The 17,972-nt window shown below is 60.3% G+C and carries 15 protein-coding genes; 10 read left to right on the forward strand and 5 right to left on the reverse strand.

The window, feature by feature from the left end:
* Positions 1-20: 20 nt before the first annotated feature.
* Together AC3IP0_RS13315 and AC3IP0_RS13320 are read left to right on the forward strand one after the other, a co-directional pair.
* Positions 21-1,376, forward strand: coding sequence for a dicarboxylate/amino acid:cation symporter (locus AC3IP0_RS13315; RefSeq protein ID WP_489319665.1), 1,356 nt, complete (start codon positions 21-23; stop codon positions 1,374-1,376).
* Positions 1,377-1,605: 229 nt separating this feature from the next.
* Positions 1,606-3,732 carry a TonB-dependent siderophore receptor gene (locus AC3IP0_RS13320; RefSeq protein ID WP_489319666.1) on the forward strand — a complete coding sequence of 709 codons (2,127 nt, stop codon included), beginning with the start codon at positions 1,606-1,608 and terminating at the stop codon, positions 3,730-3,732.
* Between the two features lie 138 nt (positions 3,733-3,870).
* On the opposite strand, the gene AC3IP0_RS13325 is transcribed toward AC3IP0_RS13320, so the two are convergent.
* The gene (locus tag AC3IP0_RS13325; RefSeq protein ID WP_489319667.1) at positions 3,871-4,149 is read right to left on the reverse strand and encodes a DUF2790 domain-containing protein; all 279 of its coding nucleotides are present in this window, start codon (positions 4,147-4,149) and stop codon (positions 3,871-3,873) included.
* Positions 4,150-4,471: 322 nt separating this feature from the next.
* Between AC3IP0_RS13325 and AC3IP0_RS13330 the strand changes: the two genes are divergently transcribed.
* From AC3IP0_RS13330 to AC3IP0_RS13360, 7 genes are read left to right on the forward strand one after another with little or no spacing between them, the layout of a single operon-like run.
* The gene (locus tag AC3IP0_RS13330; protein WP_489319668.1) at positions 4,472-5,149 is read left to right on the forward strand and encodes a thermostable hemolysin; all 678 of its coding nucleotides are present in this window, start codon (positions 4,472-4,474) and stop codon (positions 5,147-5,149) included.
* Positions 5,139-6,620 carry an AMP-binding protein gene (locus AC3IP0_RS13335; RefSeq protein WP_489319669.1) on the forward strand — a complete coding sequence of 494 codons (1,482 nt, stop codon included), beginning with the start codon at positions 5,139-5,141 and terminating at the stop codon, positions 6,618-6,620. The genes AC3IP0_RS13330 and AC3IP0_RS13335 overlap by 11 nt, the downstream gene beginning before the upstream one ends.
* A complete protein-coding gene (locus tag AC3IP0_RS13340; protein ID WP_489319670.1) occupies positions 6,617-7,291 on the forward strand; it encodes an iron-containing redox enzyme family protein in 675 nt (224 codons plus the stop codon). Before AC3IP0_RS13335 ends, AC3IP0_RS13340 begins: the two co-directional genes overlap by 4 nt.
* Positions 7,278-8,087 carry an SDR family oxidoreductase gene (locus AC3IP0_RS13345; RefSeq protein WP_489319671.1) on the forward strand — a complete coding sequence of 270 codons (810 nt, stop codon included), beginning with the start codon at positions 7,278-7,280 and terminating at the stop codon, positions 8,085-8,087. The genes AC3IP0_RS13340 and AC3IP0_RS13345 overlap by 14 nt, the downstream gene beginning before the upstream one ends.
* Entirely contained in the window at positions 8,084-8,728 is a 645-nt protein-coding gene (locus tag AC3IP0_RS13350; protein WP_489319672.1) for a tetratricopeptide repeat protein, read from the forward strand. Before AC3IP0_RS13345 ends, AC3IP0_RS13350 begins: the two co-directional genes overlap by 4 nt.
* An 11-nt stretch (positions 8,729-8,739) precedes the next feature.
* A complete protein-coding gene (locus tag AC3IP0_RS13355; protein ID WP_056724962.1) occupies positions 8,740-9,402 on the forward strand; it encodes a response regulator in 663 nt (220 codons plus the stop codon).
* The gene (locus tag AC3IP0_RS13360; RefSeq protein ID WP_489319673.1) at positions 9,399-10,766 is read left to right on the forward strand and encodes a sensor histidine kinase; all 1,368 of its coding nucleotides are present in this window, start codon (positions 9,399-9,401) and stop codon (positions 10,764-10,766) included. Before AC3IP0_RS13355 ends, AC3IP0_RS13360 begins: the two co-directional genes overlap by 4 nt.
* 91 nt (positions 10,767-10,857) lie before the next feature.
* On the opposite strand, the gene AC3IP0_RS13365 is transcribed toward AC3IP0_RS13360, so the two are convergent.
* Positions 10,858-11,775: a LysR family transcriptional regulator gene (locus AC3IP0_RS13365; protein WP_489327621.1), complete on the reverse strand. Its 918-nt coding sequence runs from the start codon at positions 11,773-11,775 to the stop codon at positions 10,858-10,860.
* An 83-nt stretch (positions 11,776-11,858) separates the two neighbouring features.
* Between AC3IP0_RS13365 and AC3IP0_RS13370 the strand changes: the two genes are divergently transcribed.
* Positions 11,859-13,649, forward strand: coding sequence for an acyl-CoA dehydrogenase C-terminal domain-containing protein (locus AC3IP0_RS13370; RefSeq protein WP_489327622.1), 1,791 nt, complete (start codon positions 11,859-11,861; stop codon positions 13,647-13,649).
* Between the two features lie 67 nt (positions 13,650-13,716).
* On the opposite strand, the gene AC3IP0_RS13375 is transcribed toward AC3IP0_RS13370, so the two are convergent.
* From AC3IP0_RS13375 to pdxR, 3 genes are all read right to left on the reverse strand, one after another.
* Positions 13,717-14,982, reverse strand: coding sequence for an MFS transporter (locus AC3IP0_RS13375; protein WP_056724954.1), 1,266 nt, complete (start codon positions 14,980-14,982; stop codon positions 13,717-13,719).
* A gap of 51 nt (positions 14,983-15,033) precedes the next feature.
* Entirely contained in the window at positions 15,034-16,104 is a 1,071-nt protein-coding gene (locus AC3IP0_RS13380) for a sugar phosphate isomerase/epimerase family protein (RefSeq protein WP_489327623.1), read from the reverse strand.
* A gap of 112 nt (positions 16,105-16,216) precedes the next feature.
* The gene (gene pdxR, locus AC3IP0_RS13385; protein ID WP_489319678.1) at positions 16,217-17,725 is read right to left on the reverse strand and encodes a MocR-like pyridoxine biosynthesis transcription factor PdxR; all 1,509 of its coding nucleotides are present in this window, start codon (positions 17,723-17,725) and stop codon (positions 16,217-16,219) included.
* Between the last annotated feature and the right edge of the window lie 247 nt (positions 17,726-17,972).

Consider the following 17,972-nt stretch of genomic DNA (forward strand, 5'->3'; position numbering starts at 1 on the left):
TAAAAAATCAGGGCCCTGTCATGAAAAGAATATTCGGCAAACTCTATGTGCAAGTGCTGATCGCCGTGATCCTCGGCGCCATCGTCGGGGTGTTCGTTCCCGAAACCGGCGCTGCGCTCAAACCCTTGGGCGATGCCTTCATCAAATTGATCAAGATGCTCCTCGCTCCGGTGATCTTCCTGACCGTGGTCACAGGGATTGCCCGCATGGAAAACATGAAGGAACTGGGGCGTGTGGGCTTTCGGGCCTTGCTCTATTTCGAGGTGGTCTCGACCCTGGCGCTGGTGGTCGGCCTGGTGGTGGTCGATGTGTTCAAACCCGGTGCCGGCATGAACATCGATGTCGCCACCCTGGACACTTCCAGCCTGGCCACCTACACCACGGCGGTGAAACATGCATCGTTCATGGACTTCGTCATGAACATCATCCCTGACACCATCGTGGATGCCTTCGCCAAGGGCAATGTGCTGCAGATCCTGCTGTTTTCCATTCTGTTGGGTATTGCCCTGGCTCATGTAGGGCCACGGGGCAAGGCATTCGTCGATACGCTGGATAGCCTGATGCAGGGTATGTTCCGCATCGTCAACATGGTCATGCGCCTGGCACCGATCGGCGCATTTGGTGCCATCGCCTTCACGATCGGCAAGTATGGCTTCGGCTCGCTGTTCTCCCTGGGCAAGTTGATGGCTTGCGTCTATCTCACCTGTGCCGTGTTCGTGATCTTCGTCCTCGGCCCGATCTGCCGCTACAGCGGCTTCAGCCTGTGGAAGTTCTTGAAGTTCATCAAGGAAGAATTGTTCACCGTGCTGGGTACCAGTTCTTCGGAGTCGGTGCTGCCACAGATGATTTCCAAAATGGAGAAGGCTGGTGTGTCCAAACCCGTCGCCGGGATGATCATTCCCTCCGGCCTGACCTTCAACCCGGACGGGCAAGCGATCTACTACACCATTGCCGCGATATTCATTGCCCAGGCCACCAACACGCCGCTGACCCTGACCGATCAACTGATCGTGCTGGCGGTGCTGATGTTCACCTCCAAAGGCTCGGCAGGTGTCACCGGTTCCGGGTTCATCATTCTGGCCGCCACCTTGTCTTCCCTGGGCACCATACCGGTGGCGGGCATGGTGTTGCTGCTGGGCGTCGACCGGTTCATGTCGGAAGCGCGGGCAATCACCAATACCATCGGCAATGGTGTGGGCACCATGGCGATCGCCAAATGGGTCGGGGCGCTGGACACCGTCAAGATGCACAAGGCACTCAATGGTGAGATCGAGGAGCAAAAGCCCGAGGAAGTGCGGGCGGAGGTGGTTCATGCCCATTCATCGGCAACGAGCAGTCCCTTGCTGCCCGGCCTTGACCAAGCTTCACGAGTGTAACTCGCGGCCTGGCTGACCCAGTGGATCTGGTTTGAGTACTAAGGGCCCTTCGGGGCCCTTTTTGATTACGCCAGGGAGGCTTGAACCATCACGAGTTGAAATGGAGCAGGTCGCGTTCAGAAAATACAAATGAGAATACGTATCAAAACATAGTGATACGGTATACCATGCGCCGCGATTTATTGGCATGTATGCCGTCCCATTTGGCTATTTCCACAAGGTTTCCTAGATGCGTCGTACTCTGGTGTCTATCTGCGTGCTTCAGGCGTTTTCCGCTTCCTCTTGGGCGGAGCAAGCAACTACCGATAAATCCAGTCTGGAGTTGCAAGCGACTGACATCGTTGGCACAGCAGACTTTGAAACCGCCCTGGGGCCAGTTGACGGCTATCGCGCGACGCGTTCGGCCAGCGCCACGCGCACCGACACTTCGATCCACGAAACGCCACAGTCCATCAGTGTGGTCACCAGGGATGTCGTGGAAGACATCAGTGCCACCCGACTGCAGGACGCCCTCGATTACGCCGGCGGGGTGGGGCGGGCCAACAATTTCGGCGGCCAGGGCCTGACCACCTTTACCGTGCGTGGCTTTACCACCGGGGAGTTCTATCGCAACGGATTCCCGATCAACCGTGGCTATCCGAACATGCCCGATGCCAACACCATCGAGCGGCTGGAAGTACTGCGAGGGCCGGCGACCATGCTCTATGGCCGAGGCGATCCGGGTGGCACCTTCAACGTCATCTCCAAACAACCCCTGGCCGTGCCCACTGTGACCCTGGGTAGCCAACTCGACGACCAGGGCATGAAGCGTGGCACGCTGGACGCCTCCGGCCCGTTGGACGAAGAGGGCCGTCTGGCCTATCGCCTGAACGTGGTGGGCGAGGGCGGTGATACCTTCCGCGATCATGTCGAAACCGAACGTTACGGCGTGACCCCGGTGCTGTCCTGGCAGGCCACCGACGACACCAAGGTGATTTTCGAAGGCGACTTCATGCGCAACAATCACCCGCTCGACCGCGGCCTGACGCGCTTTCCAAACCAGATCGGCACAGCCTCGCGCGACACCTTCTTCGGCGAAAAAGACGTTGGCAAATTGCACAACGACAACAACATGGCGCAGCTACGATTCGAGCATCTGCTGAGCGATAACTGGACGTTGGGCGGCGGATTCCAATGGCTCGACGGCACCCTCGAGGGGAATGCAGTCGAAGCCAACGGTGTGGCCGCGGACGGGCGCACCCTGGGCCGTAACTTCAACTACCGCAAGCTGGAGTGGACGGACAAGGATACCCAGCTCAACCTCACCGGACATTTCACCGCAGGTGGTTTCGATCACACCCTGCTGACCGGCGTCGAGTACGAGGATTACGACTACCAGTCGATCATCCAGCGCTCCAGCGGGGCCGTGAGTGCCTACCCGATCGATATCTTCAACCCGGTGTATGGCCAGCCGCGTCCAGCCTTGACCCGTACCCCGACCAACGACCAGGAAAACCTCAAGACCTACGCGGCATTCGTCCAGGATCAGGTGGCCTTGACCGAGCGTTTGAGAGTATTGGCCGGGGCCCGTTTCGAGCGCTTCGAGCATGATTACCAAACCTTTGTGCCGGGTGGCAGAAGCTGGGAGGCCAGCGACAACGCGGTGACCCCGCGCGTTGGGGTGACCTATGACCTCACCGACACCGTGGCGATCTATGCCGATACGGCTCGCTCGTTCAAGCCCAATACCGGTGCCAGTCGCCAGGGCGGTGGTTTCGAACCGGAAAAGGGCAAATCCTATGAGCTGGGTATCAAGTGGGAAGCGCTGGACAGTCAATTGAGTGTCGACGCGGCGATCTACCAGATCGAAAAGCGCAACGTACTCACCACCGATCCTGTGGACTCCACGTTCAGCGTGGCGGCAGGCGAGGTGCGCAGCCGTGGTTTCGACCTGAACATCGCTGGCAACCTTTCCCCGCAATGGCGGGTGATTGGCGGTTACGCCTATGTCGATGCCGAAGTGACCAAGGACAACGTCATCAAGTCCGGCACCCGGCTGATGAACATTCCGCAAAACAGCTTCAGCCTGCTCAACGTCTACGAGTTCCAGGATGGCGCGCTCAAGGGGCTGGGGCTTGGCACCGGGCTCAAGTACGTCGATGAGCGTGCCGGGCAGACGGCCAACACGGCGTTTTCGATGGGCAGCTACACCGTTGTCGACCTGCTGGGCTACTACAAGGTGAACGACAGGATCAGGCTCAACCTGGATGTGAAGAACCTGACGGACGAAGACTATGAGGAGGGCGCATTCGGCAACGTTTACGCCTATCCAGGGGCACCGAGAACGGTGCAGGTCGGTGTTTCCTACACGTTGTAGTCCGGATGAATGCCGCGCGTTGCGGCGCCTTCAGGCTTGCTCCCGGACCATCCGCGCCACGAGTCTCTCGTGGCCAACCAGTCGGGGGTTCCGGCCTGCGCCGCGCAAGCTTGGCCTGGAACCCATTCGGCGAGCGGATCAGGCAATGCTGGTAGGGTCGGCGGGGCTTCCACCCCATTCGAGGAAACGGATCTTGTGAACCTCGCCCTGGCTGTCCAGGTAGACCACAGTCACTGGTACCACGCCGGTCTTGTCGGATGTATCGGTGCGCTGCAGCACCTGTTTCACATCGATTTCCATTCCGTAGTGGTAATCGACGGCTGAGACATGCGCGCCGGGTTCTTGCAGGCTGTTCTGGTCGAAGACACTGGGTGCAAGACTGGAAATCACGGCACTGACAATTGTGGCCATGCTCATAAGGCTTTACCTCTACTGAAGTTCGCCTGACAGGGACCTAATGTGGCACGCGATGAAAGTGAAGTTCACTTCACCGCGACGAACGTGCCTGCCTGAAAAGCCTGTAGTGGCTGCAAGCTCCCGGCAATTCCCCGCGCTTGACGCCTCTCGACCATTCGTCCTTTAAACCCCGTATTTGTTGGCCAAAGTCCGTTCCTGAAGGAGGTCATGACATGTCATGACGGACTGTCACCCAAGGCGACAATCGTTTTGTCACCTTCAGACTTCGTTAAGAAATGCCTTTGATACTTCTCCCCAATAGATCCGGGGGAGATGTTTTTCAATGTCCGATTTCAACTGGAACGTTCAGTTGCCGCTGCACTTTGGCCTGGCCGAAGCACAACAGATGTATCTCGTCAGGGCCTTGCCGGACGCTCCGCAACGGTGCGCCTTCGAAGCCTTTATCCAGCAACGTTTTCGTAAGGCCCACGGTGCCGATATTCGCCATTTCATGCCGGAGCTGTTTGGCATGAGCGATGCGTCCGGCGCGCTTTGTGCGGTGGTCGGGTTACGTCTGGCGAGCGCCGGGCCGCTGTTTCTGGAAGGTTACCTGGACGAGGCGATTGATCCGCTGATCAGTGCCGCGGCCGACCACCCAGTAGGCCGGTCAGCCATCGTCGAGGTAGGCAACCTGGCTGCCAGCGACACCGGAAGCGCACGGATGAGCATCATCGCGATGACCTACCTGCTCGCCATGGGGGGGCTGGAGTGGGTCGCCTTCACCGGGAACCTGGGGCTGGTCAACAGCTTTCATCGCCTTGGCTTGAAGCCCGTGACGCTGTGTGCTGCCGACCCGGCGCGTCTGGGCGACGACCGCCACGCCTGGGGCAGTTACTACGAAAGCAAACCGTGGGTTCACGTCGGCAATATCCGCTCCGGATTCATTCATTTGCGCAACATTGGCCTGTTCAGTCGCCTGGGCTTGCCAACCTCTATTGAAGGGGCCTGCCATGTCGCCTGAAATGGAGCGTTTCAAACAGACCCTGCGTCATCATGCGGAGCAAAAAAACAATGCCATTGCGTTGTGGGGCGATCATCTGAAGCTGGACTACGCCACGCTGTATGCCGAGGTCATTTATCGCCAGCAGCGCCTGCGCGATGAGCGGGTCAAGGTGGTCGCCCTGGCGCTGGACAATGGTGTCGAAGCCATGTTGTGGGACCTGGCCGCGTTGTTCGAGGGGTTGAGCTGCGTGGCCTTGCCGCCTTTTTTCAGTCCGGCGCAACGCAAGCATTGCCTGGAGCAGAGCCAGGCCGAACACGTCATTGCCGAACCGCAACTGCACGACGAACTGCAAGCGGCTGGATATCAGACGTGTGGCGAGTTCTGGCACCGCACGTTCAGTGGCCCGAACCGGATGCCTGAAGGCACCGCCAAGTTGACCTTCACCTCGGGCACCACAGGCACACCCAAGGGCGTGTGCTTGAGTGCCGACAGCATTCTGCGGGTCGCTCGCGAGCTGGATCTGGCCAGCAAACCCACCGACCCGCAACACCACTTGGCGCTGCTGCCGCTGGCCATTTTGCTGGAGAACATCGGTTGTTACGCCGCGCTGTATGCCGGCGCAACTTTGAGCCTGCCCAGCCAGAAAACCCTGGGGATTCAAGGCGCCAGCGGTGTGGATGTGCCGAAACTGTTGGGTTGCCTGGCCAGCCGATCGCCCCAGAGCCTGATTCTGGTGCCGCAGTTGTTGCTGATGCTGGTCAGTGCTGCCGAGCAGAAGGCTTTCGACCCACAGCACCTGCGTTTTGCCGCCGTGGGCGGTGCCCGGGTCAGCGAAGATCTACTGCATCGCGCTCAACGCGTGGGTGTACCGGTTTACGAGGGTTACGGACTGTCGGAATGCGCATCCGTGGTGTGCCTCAATCGCCCGCAAGCACGGCGCCCCGGCAGTGTCGGACGGCCATTGCCCCATGTGGAGATTCGCCTGGCGGACGACGGCGAAGTGCTGATCAAGGGTTCAACCTTGCTGGGCTATCTGGGAGAGGCGCCGCACACCGCCCAGTGGTGGCCCAGCGGCGATCTCGGCGAGTTCGACGCTGAGGGTTTTCTCTACCTCAAGGGACGCAAGAAACATCAATTCGTCACCAGTTTCGGACGCAACGTAAACCCCGAGTGGGTGGAAGCCGAATTGACCCAGCGCGGGCCTGTCGCCCAGGCCTTCGTCTATGGCGAGGCGATGCCTCACAACCATGCGTTGCTCTGGCCCCATCGCCCGGACTGTACCGACGAACAACTGGCCGCCGCGGTGGCCCAGGCCAACAAGGCGTTGCCCGAGTACGCCCAGGTCCATCACTGGAGCCGGCTCGACCAACCCTTCACTCCCGGCAACGGCTTGCTCACCGCCAATGGCCGGCCCCGCCGCGATGCCATCGTCGAACGCTACCGGGGGCAACTCACCGAATCTGCATTTTCCGAGGAATCCGCACCATGAGTTTTTTTGACACGCTGCAACAAGCCACTGAGCAAGAACGCAATGAGTTGTTCAACCTGCCGATCATCCGTGATGCACTGCAGGGCGATGTCAGCCTGGAAAGTTATCGGGACTTTCTGGCACAGGCCTATTACCACGTGCGCCATACCGTGCCGTTGATGATGGCCTGCGGTGCGCGCCTGCCACCACGTCTGGAATGGCTGCGCAAAGCGGTATGTGAATACATCGAGGACGAATACGGCCACGAACAATGGGTACTCGATGACATTCAAGCCTGCGGCGGTGACAGGGACGCTGTACGCGACGGGCGCCCGTCATTGCCGATCGAGTTGATGGTCAGCTTCCTCTACGACCTGATTGCCAGGGACAATCCGGTGGGATTGTTTGGCATGGTCAATGTACTCGAAGGCACGAGCATCGCCTTGGCCACACACGCCGCCGGCAGCATTCGCCAGCGCCTGGACTTGCCGGAAAGCGCCTTCAGCTACCTCAGCTCCCACGGCTCGCTGGATATCGAACATATGCAGACCTACCGTCGGCTGATGAACAGTCTGGATGACCCGGGCGACCAGGCCGCCGTCATTCACGCCTCCAAAGTGGTGTACCGGCTCTACGCCGATATGTTTCGTGGCTTGCCGCGTAACGGGGAGAACCTGCATGCGCCTGTCTGAAGCTCGCGTCGTGTTGACCGGTGCCAGCGGCGGCATCGGCCTGGCCATCGCCACCGCACTGTGCGCCAGTGGTGCCCAGGTGCTGGCGGTTGCTCGGCATCGGGAACCCTTGGTGCCGCTGCTTGAGCTTTATCCCGGTAACCTGAGTTGGGTCCGTGCGGACCTGACGCTGCTCACCGACCGCCGCGAGGTACTGGCGCGGGCCCAGGGCATCGGCGGCATCAACCTGCTGATCAATGCCGCCGGGGTCAACCATTTCGCCATGCTCGAACAATTGGACGACAGTGAGATCAATTCGATGCTCGCGGTGAACATCAGTGCGCCGATGTGCCTGACAAAACTGATGTTGCCTCTGCTCAAGCAAGCCGACAGTGCCATGGTGGTGAACGTCGGTTCGACCTATGGCTCCATTGGCTACCCCGGCTACGCCAGTTACTGCGCCACCAAGTTCGCCCTGCGCGGGTTCTCTGAAGCATTGCGCCGGGAGCTGGCGGACACGCGGGTCAGCGTGCTTTACGTCGCCCCGCGAGCGACCCGTACCAGCATGAACAGCCCGGCAGCCCAGGCGCTGAACGATGCGCTCAAAGCCAATGTCGACGATCCGCAAACCGTGGCGGCTGCGGTCATTCACGCCATTGCCGGTGAACGTCGCGACTTGTACCTGGGCTGGCCTGAACGTTTTTTTGTACGCCTGAACAGCCTCCTGCCCCATCTGGTGGACCGTGGTTTACGTAAACAATTGCCACTGATCCGCCGCCTGAGCCAGAAACCCGACCAGGAGAATCTCGAACCATGAAAAAGATCATCGCTTGCCTGCTGCTCGGCGCATTGAGCCAGAGTGTCTGGGCACTGGATGCTGCCGACCAGCAGCGTCTCAACGGTATCCAGCAAAGCTGGGCGCACATTCAGTACGAGTTGCCCGAAGGGCAACGAACCGACGCTTTTGAAAAACTGGCCGCCCAGGCTTCGAGCTTCAAGCAGGAACGCCAAACGGTGGCTGAGGCCTGGATCTGGTCTGGCATTGTCACCAGTAGCTGGGCAGGCGCCCAGGGAGGGCTGGGTGCGCTGAGCAAGGTCAAGGATGCCAAAGCTGACCTGGAAAAAGCGCTTACGCTGGACCCCAAGGCCCTGCAAGGTTCAGCCTATACCAGCCTGGGGGCACTCTATGACCGCGTACCGGGTTGGCCCATCGGTTTCGGCGATTCGGACAAGGCCGAGCAGTTGCTCAAGCTGGCATTGCAAATGAACCCCAACGGCATTGATAGCCTGTACTTCTGGGGCGATCACCTCTACCGTCAGAAGCGTTATGTCGAAGCTAGGGCAGCGCTGCAAAAAGCCTTGCTGGCTGCGCCTCGACCTGGCCGCGAGAGCGCTGATGCCGGGCGCCGCAAGGAGATCGAGACGCTGTTGGTGGACGTGAACAAGAAACTCGGCTGACAGGAGACCCTGTGCGTTTATTACTCATAGAGGATGACGTGGCGCTCGGCGAGGGCATTCATCAGGCCCTCGGCCGTGAAGGTTATACCGTCGACTGGTTGCAGGACGGCAACAGCGCCTTGCACTCGTTGCTCAGTGAAATCTTCGATCTGGCGGTGCTCGACCTTGGCCTGCCACGCATGGACGGCCTCGAAGTGCTGAGGCGCTTGCGCGACAGTGGTTCCAACCTGCCGGTGTTGATCCTGACCGCGCGCGATGCCACCGAAGACCGCATCGCCGGCCTGGATGCCGGCGCCGATGACTACCTGATCAAGCCTTTCGACCTGGCAGAATTGAAGGCGCGCATACGTGCGTTGCTTCGGCGCAGCGCCGGGCGTGGACAATCGCTGATCGAGCACGCCGGTATCAGCCTGAACCCCGGCACCCAGCAAGTCAGCTACAAAGGCGAGCCGGTGGCCCTGACACCCAAGGAATACCAGTTGCTCCACGAACTGCTTTCGCCACCGGGCCGGGTAATGACTCGCGATCATCTGATGCAGTTGCTGTACGGCTGGAACGAGGAGGCCGAAAGCAACACCCTGGAAGTGCACATCCATCACCTGCGCAAGAAATTCTCCACCGATCTGATCCGCACCGTCCGTGGTATCGGTTACCTGGTGGAGGAGCGTCGATGAGCTCGATCCGGCGTCGTACCCTGGTCCTGATCATCGGCCTGATGCTCGCCGGACTGGCCGTGATCAGTGTGTTCAATCTGCACGACAGCAACCACGAAATCGCCGAAGTCTATGATGCCCATCTGGCCCAGAACGCTCGCCTGCTGCAAGGCGTCATGCGTATGCCCATGGTGAGCAAGGACCATGCGGATCTGTACAAGGCTTTCAACCAGGCCCTCAACGAGGCGACACCCGGGGCCGAGGGGCATCCGTATGAAACGAAGATTGCGTTTCAGGTCTGGAACGCCAGGAACGAAGTGCTGGTACATACGGCCAGTTCTCCGTCCTTCAGCACACCTGCGGTCAAACCAGGTTTCAGCGATGTAGTTGACCTGAACAACCGGCATTGGCGCGCCTTCCTGCTTGAAGACAAGCAGAGCAACCTGCGCATCTGGGTGGGTGAACGGGACGACGTGCGAATGGACCTGGTGGACCGGATCGTACGCCACACGCTGTGGCCCAATATCCTGGGGAGTCTGTTGCTGGCCGCCATGATCTGGTTGGCCATCGGCTGGGGATTGAAACCGCTGGTCAATATGGCTGCAACGCTGCGGGCCCGGAAGCCCGGCTCACTCGAACCCTTGCAATTGACGCCGCTACCCACTGAGCTTGAGCCCATGCAGGCAGCCCTCAATCGCATGCTCGCGCAAATTCAGGAAGTCATGGGGCGCGAGCGACGCTTTATCGCCGACGCCGCCCACGAAATGCGTACACCCCTGGCCGTGCTCAGGATCCACGCGCAAAACCTGATGGAGGCGGGGAGTGAAGAGAATCGTCGCGCATCGCTCGAATTCCTGATTGCCGGCGTTGACCGTACCAGCCGACTGGTCAATCAATTGCTGACGATGGCTCGTATTGAGCCTGGAGCAGGGACTGAACCGCCTGCACCTATTGATCTGGCCAGCACCGTTCGCGGCAGCCTGGTTCAGTTGACGCCCTGGTTGCTGAGCAAGGGGCTTGAACTGGTTTTTGATGTCAGCGACGACATCAGCCTTGCGAGAGTCGACCCGGCCGCGATCGATATTGCCTTGAACAACCTGGTGACCAATGCGGCGAATTTCTCCCCCCAGAACGGAGTCATCACTGTAAGGCTGGTCGAAAAGGAAACCAGCTACGAACTGTCTGTCGAGGATGAGGGGCCGGGCATCAATGAGCAGGATCGCGATCGGCTTTTCGAGCGTTTCTACAGCCGCGGAAATGACCAGGGTGCAGGGTTGGGGCTGACCATCGTCAAGGCCATTGCCGATCGCTTTGGTGGGCGGATCAAACTGGAGAACCGCAGCCCTGGAGGGTTACGCGCTACGTTGGAAATTCGTCGCTTTTGACGTTGTGCCTGATGTTGTCTGGCGCAACCGAAAAATCACTTCGGCAACCCCCTGGTGCTGGCTCAGGCAAGGCGTTATGCCGGGCGTCCGTTCAAGCCGGCTGCACGGCCAGGATTTGCTCGATCAGCCACGCCAGTGCCGGCTCATGTTGGCGTTGCGCCAGATACACCAGTTCGAGGTGGAACGAGCCGACGTCGAAGGGCAATTCAAACACCTGCAGCGGCAACAACTGCGCGAATTGATTGGCCAACTGGGTCGGCAGGACGACACTCAAGTCTGAATGGGCGACCAGGTGCGCCGCCTGCAGGTAGTTGGGTGTGGTGTAGACGATTTTCCGCGACAGGCCTTGCTTGCCCAGCCATTGGTCGACCATGCCGCGCGACTGGCCGCCACTCACCCAGAGATGGCGCAGCCCCAGGAAGTCATCCAGCGTGAGTGTGTCGTGTGCCAGCGGATGCTGTTTGCGCACCGCCAGTCGCAGGGTTTCGCTGTGCCACGCCCGGCGGGTGAAACGCGCCGGCACTTCTTCGAAGCGTCCCAGGACCATGTCCAGTTCACCCCGATCCAGCAACTCGGCAGGAAGGCTGGGGGCGAGGTGAGCAACGTCGATACGCAGGTTTGGCGCCAGTTCTCCCAGGCGCGCCAGCAAGGGCGGCATGCACAGCTGTTCGACAAAGTCGGTCAGGGCGATGCGCACCTGCTGCTGGCTCAGGCGTGGGTCGAAGGATTCCCCGGCATTGAGTGTCTGTTCGATCTGTTGCAAGGCCGCGCGAATCGGCCCTTCAAGCGCCAGCGCCCGGGAGGTGGGTTGCATGTGGCGGCCAACCCGCACCAGCAAGGGGTCGTCGAACAGTGAACGCAGGCGGGCGAGGGCATTGCTGACGGTGGGCTGGCTGAGTGCCAGGCGCTCGGCCGCTCGCGACACGTTCTGTTCGCGCAGCAGCATATCGAGTACCCGGAGCAAATTCAGATCGAAGCTTTTTAAATTCAAATTACAAATACCAGGCATATGAAAATGAAATTTCAAAAATAGTAGGCGCCTGCTTAGGGTGACGGCAATCTTTTCCACTCAGCCAACCCATGAGGCCCGCAATGAAGTATCAAGCTCCCCTGCGCGACATGCGTTTTGTGCTCCACGAACTGTTCGATGTCAGCGGCCATTGCGAACGCTTGAACAACGGCCTGGACCGGGAAACCATCGACGGCGTCCTCGAAGAAGCTGCCCGCTTCGCCGCCGAAGTAGTCGCACCGCTGAACCGCAACAGTGACGAGCAGGGCTGTCAGCTGATCGACGGCCACGTCACCACGCCCCAGGGGTTTCGCGACGCCTATCGGCAGTACGTCGATAACGGCTGGGCGAGCATGACCGGACCGCTGGAGTTCGCCGGCCAGGGTTTCCCGCAGCTGATTTCGGCCAGTTTCCACGAAATGCTGATGGCCGCCTCATTGTCCTTTCGCATTTATTCCGGCCTCACCGAAGGCGCGGTGCTGGCTCTGCATCGCCATGGCAGCGAGGCGCTCAAACAGGCTTATCTGGAAAAAATGGTCAGCGGTGAATGGTCCGGCACCATGTGCCTCACCGAGCCCCAGGCCGGTACCGACCTTGCCCTGTTGCGCACCCGTGCCCAGCCTCAAGCCGACGGCAGCTATCAGGTCAGCGGCAGCAAGATTTTCATCAGCGGCGGCGAGCAGGACCTGACCGCCAACATCATTCACCTGGTCCTTGCCCGTTTGCCGGATGCACCGGCCGGGGTGAAGGGCATCAGCCTGTTCCTGGTGCCCAAGTTCATTGCCGCGGCCGATGGGACACCGGGGCTGCGCAATTCGCTGAGCTGTGGCGCACTGGAACACAAGATGGGCATCAAGGGTGCGTCCACCTGCGTGATGAATTTCGACGGCGCACAAGGCTGGTTGATCGGTGAAGCAAATCAGGGGCTGGCCTGCATGTTCACCATGATGAACGATGCACGCTTCCAGGTTGGCCTGCAGGGACTGGGCATCGCCGAGGCCGCCTTCCAGGGTGGTCTCGCCTATGCCCGCGAGCGCCTGCAGTCGCGGGCCATCAGCGGTCCGGTGGCGCCGGACAAGAGTGCCGACCCGATCATCGTGCACCCCGATGTTCGCCGCATGCTGCTGACGCAAAAAACCTTGAGCGAAGGCTGCCGCTTGCTCGCGGCCTACACCGCCCTGCAACTGGACCTCGAACACGGCGACCCGCAACCCGAGGCGCGCCAGAAGGCAAGTCGTCGGGCGGCGCTGCTGATTCCGATCGTCAAGGCCTTCTTCACCGATGTCGGCCAGGAAGTCGCCAGCCTGGGCGTTCAGTTGTACGGCGGCCACGGTTACATCCGCGAGTGGGGCATGGAGCAGTTGATGCGCGACAGCCGCATCACTCAGCTATACGAGGGTACCAACGGTATCCAGGCGCTGGATCTGCTTCGGCGCAAGGTGCTGGGCGATGGCGCCACCGAGTTGGGCGCCCTGATCGATGAACTGGTCGTGCATGTCGACGCGGCCGGCTCGCAAGCAGCGCTGAGGGAAATGGCCGAGGCCATGCAGCAGCGTCTCGCCGAGTGGCGTGAACTGGGTGCCGAGGTGGTCGAGGCCTGCCAGCGTGATGTGCAGGAAATCGGCGCCATGTCGGTGGACTTCCTGGCGTACAGCGCTTACGTGCTGGTGGGCGGGCTGTGGTTGCAGGCGGCTGTGCGTGCCCAGGCCGCACTGGATGCAGGCACCGACGAACCCGGGTTCTATCGGGCCAAGCTGCAAGCGGCGGACTTTTACTGGCGCCGGGTGCTGCCCCGTGCCAGTGGCCACCGCGAAAGCCTGCAGGGCGGAGCCCATTGCCTGATGGCCATGGACGAGGCCGATTTCGCATTTTGATGACGGCGCAGTGCGGCGATAACCGAGAGGCTTCGGTTACCGCCGCAGCGCGTACACCCACCTATGTTCAGGCTTGCGCGGCGCTGACCTTGCCAGTGATCGTGGCGTTTTTGCGCACCGCTTGATACAGCAGGCTGGACACCATGAACCCGACAATGGCCAACACGCTCATCAACGAGAACACGTAGTTGTAGCCCTGTTGACCCGGGAAGTGGTCAAGGATTGCGCCATAGATGACGTAGGCGAACATGCCCGGCGCATAGCCGATCAGGCAACCGATCCCGAAGGCTGAACCGGTGATGTGCTGGGGAATGCCGACTTCACCCATGGGTGCCCAGAACACGCCGCGCATGGAAAACACAATCAGCGCGAAGGAGAGGGTGGCCGCCATGCCTGCGTAGATGTAATCCGGGCTTTTCGGGATGAGCATGATGACGCCCATCAGCGGCAACAACGCCAGGAATGCCCACTTCAGATAGCGGCTGGAACTCTTGAACTGTTTGTCGGCGATGAAGCCACCGGCAGGGCCGCCCAGGATCTTGAGGAAGTACTGGTTGATGATGCCGTAGGCGCCCACCAGGGCCACGGGCAGTTCGTACATTTCCTTGAGGTAGGGAATGAAATAGGTCAGGCCGCAGTACACGATGTAGACCATGAACACGTTGAGGCTGACCAGCCAGATGCCCGGCACCTTGATGGCCTCGAGCAGGTTGGACAACCCGTTCTTTGGCTTGACGGTCGACTGGGTTTTGCCGCTCTTGAGCAGCAGCCAGGTCAGGGTGCCGGCAAGAATGTCGATGACCGAGTAGAAAAGGATCGCCGATTTCAGGCCGTTTTCACCGGAGCCCATGGCGACGAAGACGCCCAGCGCAGAGAAGGCGACCAGAGTATCGATGACGCCACGCCCGCCTTCGAGCAGGCCGAACAGGCGACCCTGTTCCTTATCGTCGCCCAGGTTGCGGATGGCTTTGAGCAGCGAAGGCCAAAAGAGGCAGTCGGCACACACGGCCAGCAGGCAGAACACCACCAGCAGATTACTGAAGGGCGGAAAGGTCGCCAGGTAAAGCCCGAGGCCGCCGGTACCGATCAGGCCGAGGGGGATCAGCTTGCGCGTGTCGTACCGGTCGGCGAGCATGCCGCCCACCACGAACAGCGCGGTGGCGATGATGGCGTTGGCGCTCAGCAGCACGCCGATTTCAGTGTGGGACAGCCCCATGAATTCTTGCATGGGGATGTAGAAGGCGTCTTTGAGATTCGCCAGCTTGTAGATGGTGCCGCCACCGAGGATGAGTATCAGGAATCTGAGCCATTTGGCCTTGTCTTGGGATGTCATTATTGTTCTCCAGGCGTAGTTGGGTAGGCAGTGCCGATGGGCACGTCAGGTTCAGGCGTTAGGGCATTGGGCCAGGGTCAACTCGGCCAGGGTGCGGAACTCGGCCAGCAGACCTCGTACGTAGGCCACCTGGTTGTTTGCCCAGCGGTGCTCATCGGCCAGCATTCGCTCCAGCGAGAAGCCTTCCGGCAGCGCGGTGTCACTCATTTCCCGGTACGCAATGAACGGGTCGGCGGCTTCGTCGAACTGGCGGAACGCCGGGGCGACGTAGTGGTTTTCCTGCTCAAGAATGAAGGCGATCACCTGCGGGGTTGATTCGCCGAGCATCAGCAATTCGAACAACATGCGTGCGTTGGGCAGGTCGTCTTCGGCACAGCCTTGCAGCACGCCGTAATGCCCGAAGCCGTTTTGCTCAGGCACGATGCGCACGCCCTTGAGGTGGGTCTGGCGTATGTGCGGCGCCAAGGCGCGCAGTGCCGCCAGGGGCTGTTCGCAGGCGTTGATCATGTTGCCGAAGTCGAACAGGGCGTGCAGGCGAGGGTGGTTCAGCCGACTCAGCAATTGCGCGATCTCGGCGCTCTTGAGTTCTTCATGCTGCTCGAAGTCGAAGAACAGGTCGTGCTTGTCTGCCTGTTGTGCGAGGTAGTGCAGGTCTGACTCGATCACGTCCATGACCCGGGACAGCGCCCCTTCGTAGCGTGAGTAGACACGGATGTTGCGGGTACCCAGCGCCTTGGCAATGGCGATCACTTGATCGACATCCTTTTTCAGGGTGCTGCTGATTTCCAGATGCACGTCCAGCCCGAGTGCATGGGCCTTGGCAGCGAACGCCTGAAGCTGCGCGGCTGTCATTTGACTCAGGCTGTTTTCCTCACCGTCGAGCAAGTGCAGGCTCAGGCCCTGCAGTTCGTGGCGATAGGCAAAATCCAGCAGGTCGCCAGGGGTGACACGGCCGTGGGTCAGGTTGGTCAGCAAGGGATAGGCATGGGCAAACAGGCGCAGTTGCGCCAGTCGGTCGAGCAACTGGCGGGCCAGTGCCTCGGTCAGTAGGGGGGGAGCCTCGGCCTCGACAGCCTTATGGCTGAGCAAGGCGTTGAATCGTTCCTGGATCTTATTGTTCATTCGAGTCGTTCCTGGTTCAGACACCGGGTCTACCGGCGCAGCCTTTATCGCGCCAGTCAGGAACTCTCGATAGATCCATTATCAGTTAAATCATAAGACCACTTGCCTTGGGTCAAGTGGCCGGCTGCAGGTAGCCCATTTTGTCCAGGGCCTGCACCAGCGCTTCGACACGCGCTTCGGCCTGGTCCTCAGGGGTGCTGGCAAAGCCGATCAGCAGCGCCGGCGGTAAGACATGTTCGACGCAGTAGTCGCTCAGGGGATAGGTATGAATGCCATGCTGGCCGAGTTCCCTGGCCAGGGCGTCGTCATCGAGATGCGCGGGTAACCAGGCGATCAGGTGCATGCCGGCTTCCACCGGCGTGATCCTGAAGAAAGTCCCCAGGCGTTTCTGCAGTTGTTCGACCAGTGCCTGCTGGCGAGCCTGGTACAGGGCACGCATTCGACGAATATGGCCGAGAAAGTGGCCTTCGCGCATGAAGTCCGCCGTGACGGCCTGGAGCAGGGTAGGCGGGCTGCGATCCATGACCGCACGCAGGGTGCAGAAGGGTTCGATCAAGGCGTTCGGCAGTATCACGTAACCCAGTCGTAGCGAGGGGAAGAGCACCTTGCTGAAGGTTCCGGCGTAGATGACCCGGGCCCATTGGTCCATGGCATAGAGTGCCGGCAGGGGGCGACCGTTGTAGCGAAACTCGCTGTCGCAGTCGTCCTCGATGATCCAGCTTTGATTCTGCGCGGCCCAGTCGATGAGTTCCTGGCGTCGCCCATAACTCATGGTGACGCCCAGGGGATGCTGGCGAGAAGGAGTGGTAAACACCAGGCGGGCGTCAGGACACAGGGCCAGGCCTTGCCGGACATCGATCCCCTGTTCGTCGATACGCAACGGCACGACCCGGCCACCTTGGGCCTGGAGCGCAATGCGCGCCGCGATATGCCCCGGATCCTCCATCCAGAAGCTGTCCTGCGGATTGAGCAACAGCATGCCCAGCAGGTTGAAGGCTTGCTGGGCCCCGGAAACGATGACCACCTGATCGGCGCTGCAATCAATGCCACGGGCATCGAAGACGTACTCGGCAATCGCCTCGCGCAGGGCCAGCAATCCCTGTAGTTCGCCATAGCCGAGCATGGCCTTGGTCGGCTTGTGCAGGTGGCGGTTCAACAGCCGCTTCCAGACCGATTGCGGGAACGCATCGTAGGCGCTGTGACTGGGCAGGAACGAGGTCGGGCTGCCGGTCGCCCAGTCGGCATAGGAAACGCCACGGAAATGATCGCTGCGCAATGACAGCATGGACTGGCTCAGGTCGGACAGGCGAGGAGGCTGGCGCTTGTGCTCATCGTCATCGATACCGCGGCTTTCCCATTCATGGCCGACATAGGTCCCGGCCCCGGTCCGCGACGTCAGGAAACCCTCGGCAATCAGTTGATCGAACGCATTGAGAATGCTGATTCGCGACAGCTGCAGTTCCTTGCTCAGGGTCCGGGTAGAAGGCAGGCGCACGCCGCCCTGAATCCTGCCGCTGAGAATCTGTTTGCGAATCTGCAAGTAGAGTTGGCGGTACAAGGGGATGGAACTGGCACGGTCCAGCTCGATACCTGACAACAGCAAACCTGCGGAGGATTTCATTTTTGGTTCGTCTGGAAGAAATGTGGTTTGGCCTGAACTGCCGTCAGGCACCCGGGTGCGAAAGGGTATCGAGGGGTGCTGGATAAGTCATCCACCACAGCGTCACAATAATATGGCTGTCGAGTACGCCATTGCACTAACCGATCTTGTCATGGTCCATACACCCCGCACGACTCTCAGCGGTCGAACCGACCGGCCCCACATCGGTAACTTGATCAAGGACAGCGCAAGCATGATCGCCGCCACA

The sequence above is a fragment of the Pseudomonas sp. GL_103 genome, assembly GCF_057835175.1.

What these genes read in the sequence shown, in the direction of transcription:
- AC3IP0_RS13315 (WP_489319665.1), top strand. Translation starts at nt 21, where the DNA reads ATGAAAAGAATATTCGGCAAACTCTATGTGCAAGTGCTGATCGCCGTG.
- AC3IP0_RS13320 (WP_489319666.1), top strand. Translation starts at nt 1,606, where the DNA reads ATGCGTCGTACTCTGGTGTCTATCTGCGTGCTTCAGGCGTTTTCCGCT.
- AC3IP0_RS13325 (WP_489319667.1), bottom strand. Translation starts at nt 4,149, where the DNA reads ATGAGCATGGCCACAATTGTCAGTGCCGTGATTTCCAGTCTTGCACCC.
- AC3IP0_RS13330 (WP_489319668.1), top strand. Translation starts at nt 4,472, where the DNA reads ATGTCCGATTTCAACTGGAACGTTCAGTTGCCGCTGCACTTTGGCCTG.
- AC3IP0_RS13335 (WP_489319669.1), top strand. Translation starts at nt 5,139, where the DNA reads ATGTCGCCTGAAATGGAGCGTTTCAAACAGACCCTGCGTCATCATGCG.
- AC3IP0_RS13340 (WP_489319670.1), top strand. Translation starts at nt 6,617, where the DNA reads ATGAGTTTTTTTGACACGCTGCAACAAGCCACTGAGCAAGAACGCAAT.
- AC3IP0_RS13345 (WP_489319671.1), top strand. Translation starts at nt 7,278, where the DNA reads ATGCGCCTGTCTGAAGCTCGCGTCGTGTTGACCGGTGCCAGCGGCGGC.
- AC3IP0_RS13350 (WP_489319672.1), top strand. Translation starts at nt 8,084, where the DNA reads ATGAAAAAGATCATCGCTTGCCTGCTGCTCGGCGCATTGAGCCAGAGT.
- AC3IP0_RS13360 (WP_489319673.1), top strand. Translation starts at nt 9,399, where the DNA reads ATGAGCTCGATCCGGCGTCGTACCCTGGTCCTGATCATCGGCCTGATG.
- AC3IP0_RS13365 (WP_489327621.1), bottom strand. Translation starts at nt 11,775, where the DNA reads ATGCCTGGTATTTGTAATTTGAATTTAAAAAGCTTCGATCTGAATTTG.
- AC3IP0_RS13370 (WP_489327622.1), top strand. Translation starts at nt 11,859, where the DNA reads ATGAAGTATCAAGCTCCCCTGCGCGACATGCGTTTTGTGCTCCACGAA.
- AC3IP0_RS13375 (WP_056724954.1), bottom strand. Translation starts at nt 14,982, where the DNA reads ATGACATCCCAAGACAAGGCCAAATGGCTCAGATTCCTGATACTCATC.
- AC3IP0_RS13380 (WP_489327623.1), bottom strand. Translation starts at nt 16,104, where the DNA reads ATGAACAATAAGATCCAGGAACGATTCAACGCCTTGCTCAGCCATAAG.
- pdxR (WP_489319678.1), bottom strand. Translation starts at nt 17,725, where the DNA reads ATGAAATCCTCCGCAGGTTTGCTGTTGTCAGGTATCGAGCTGGACCGT.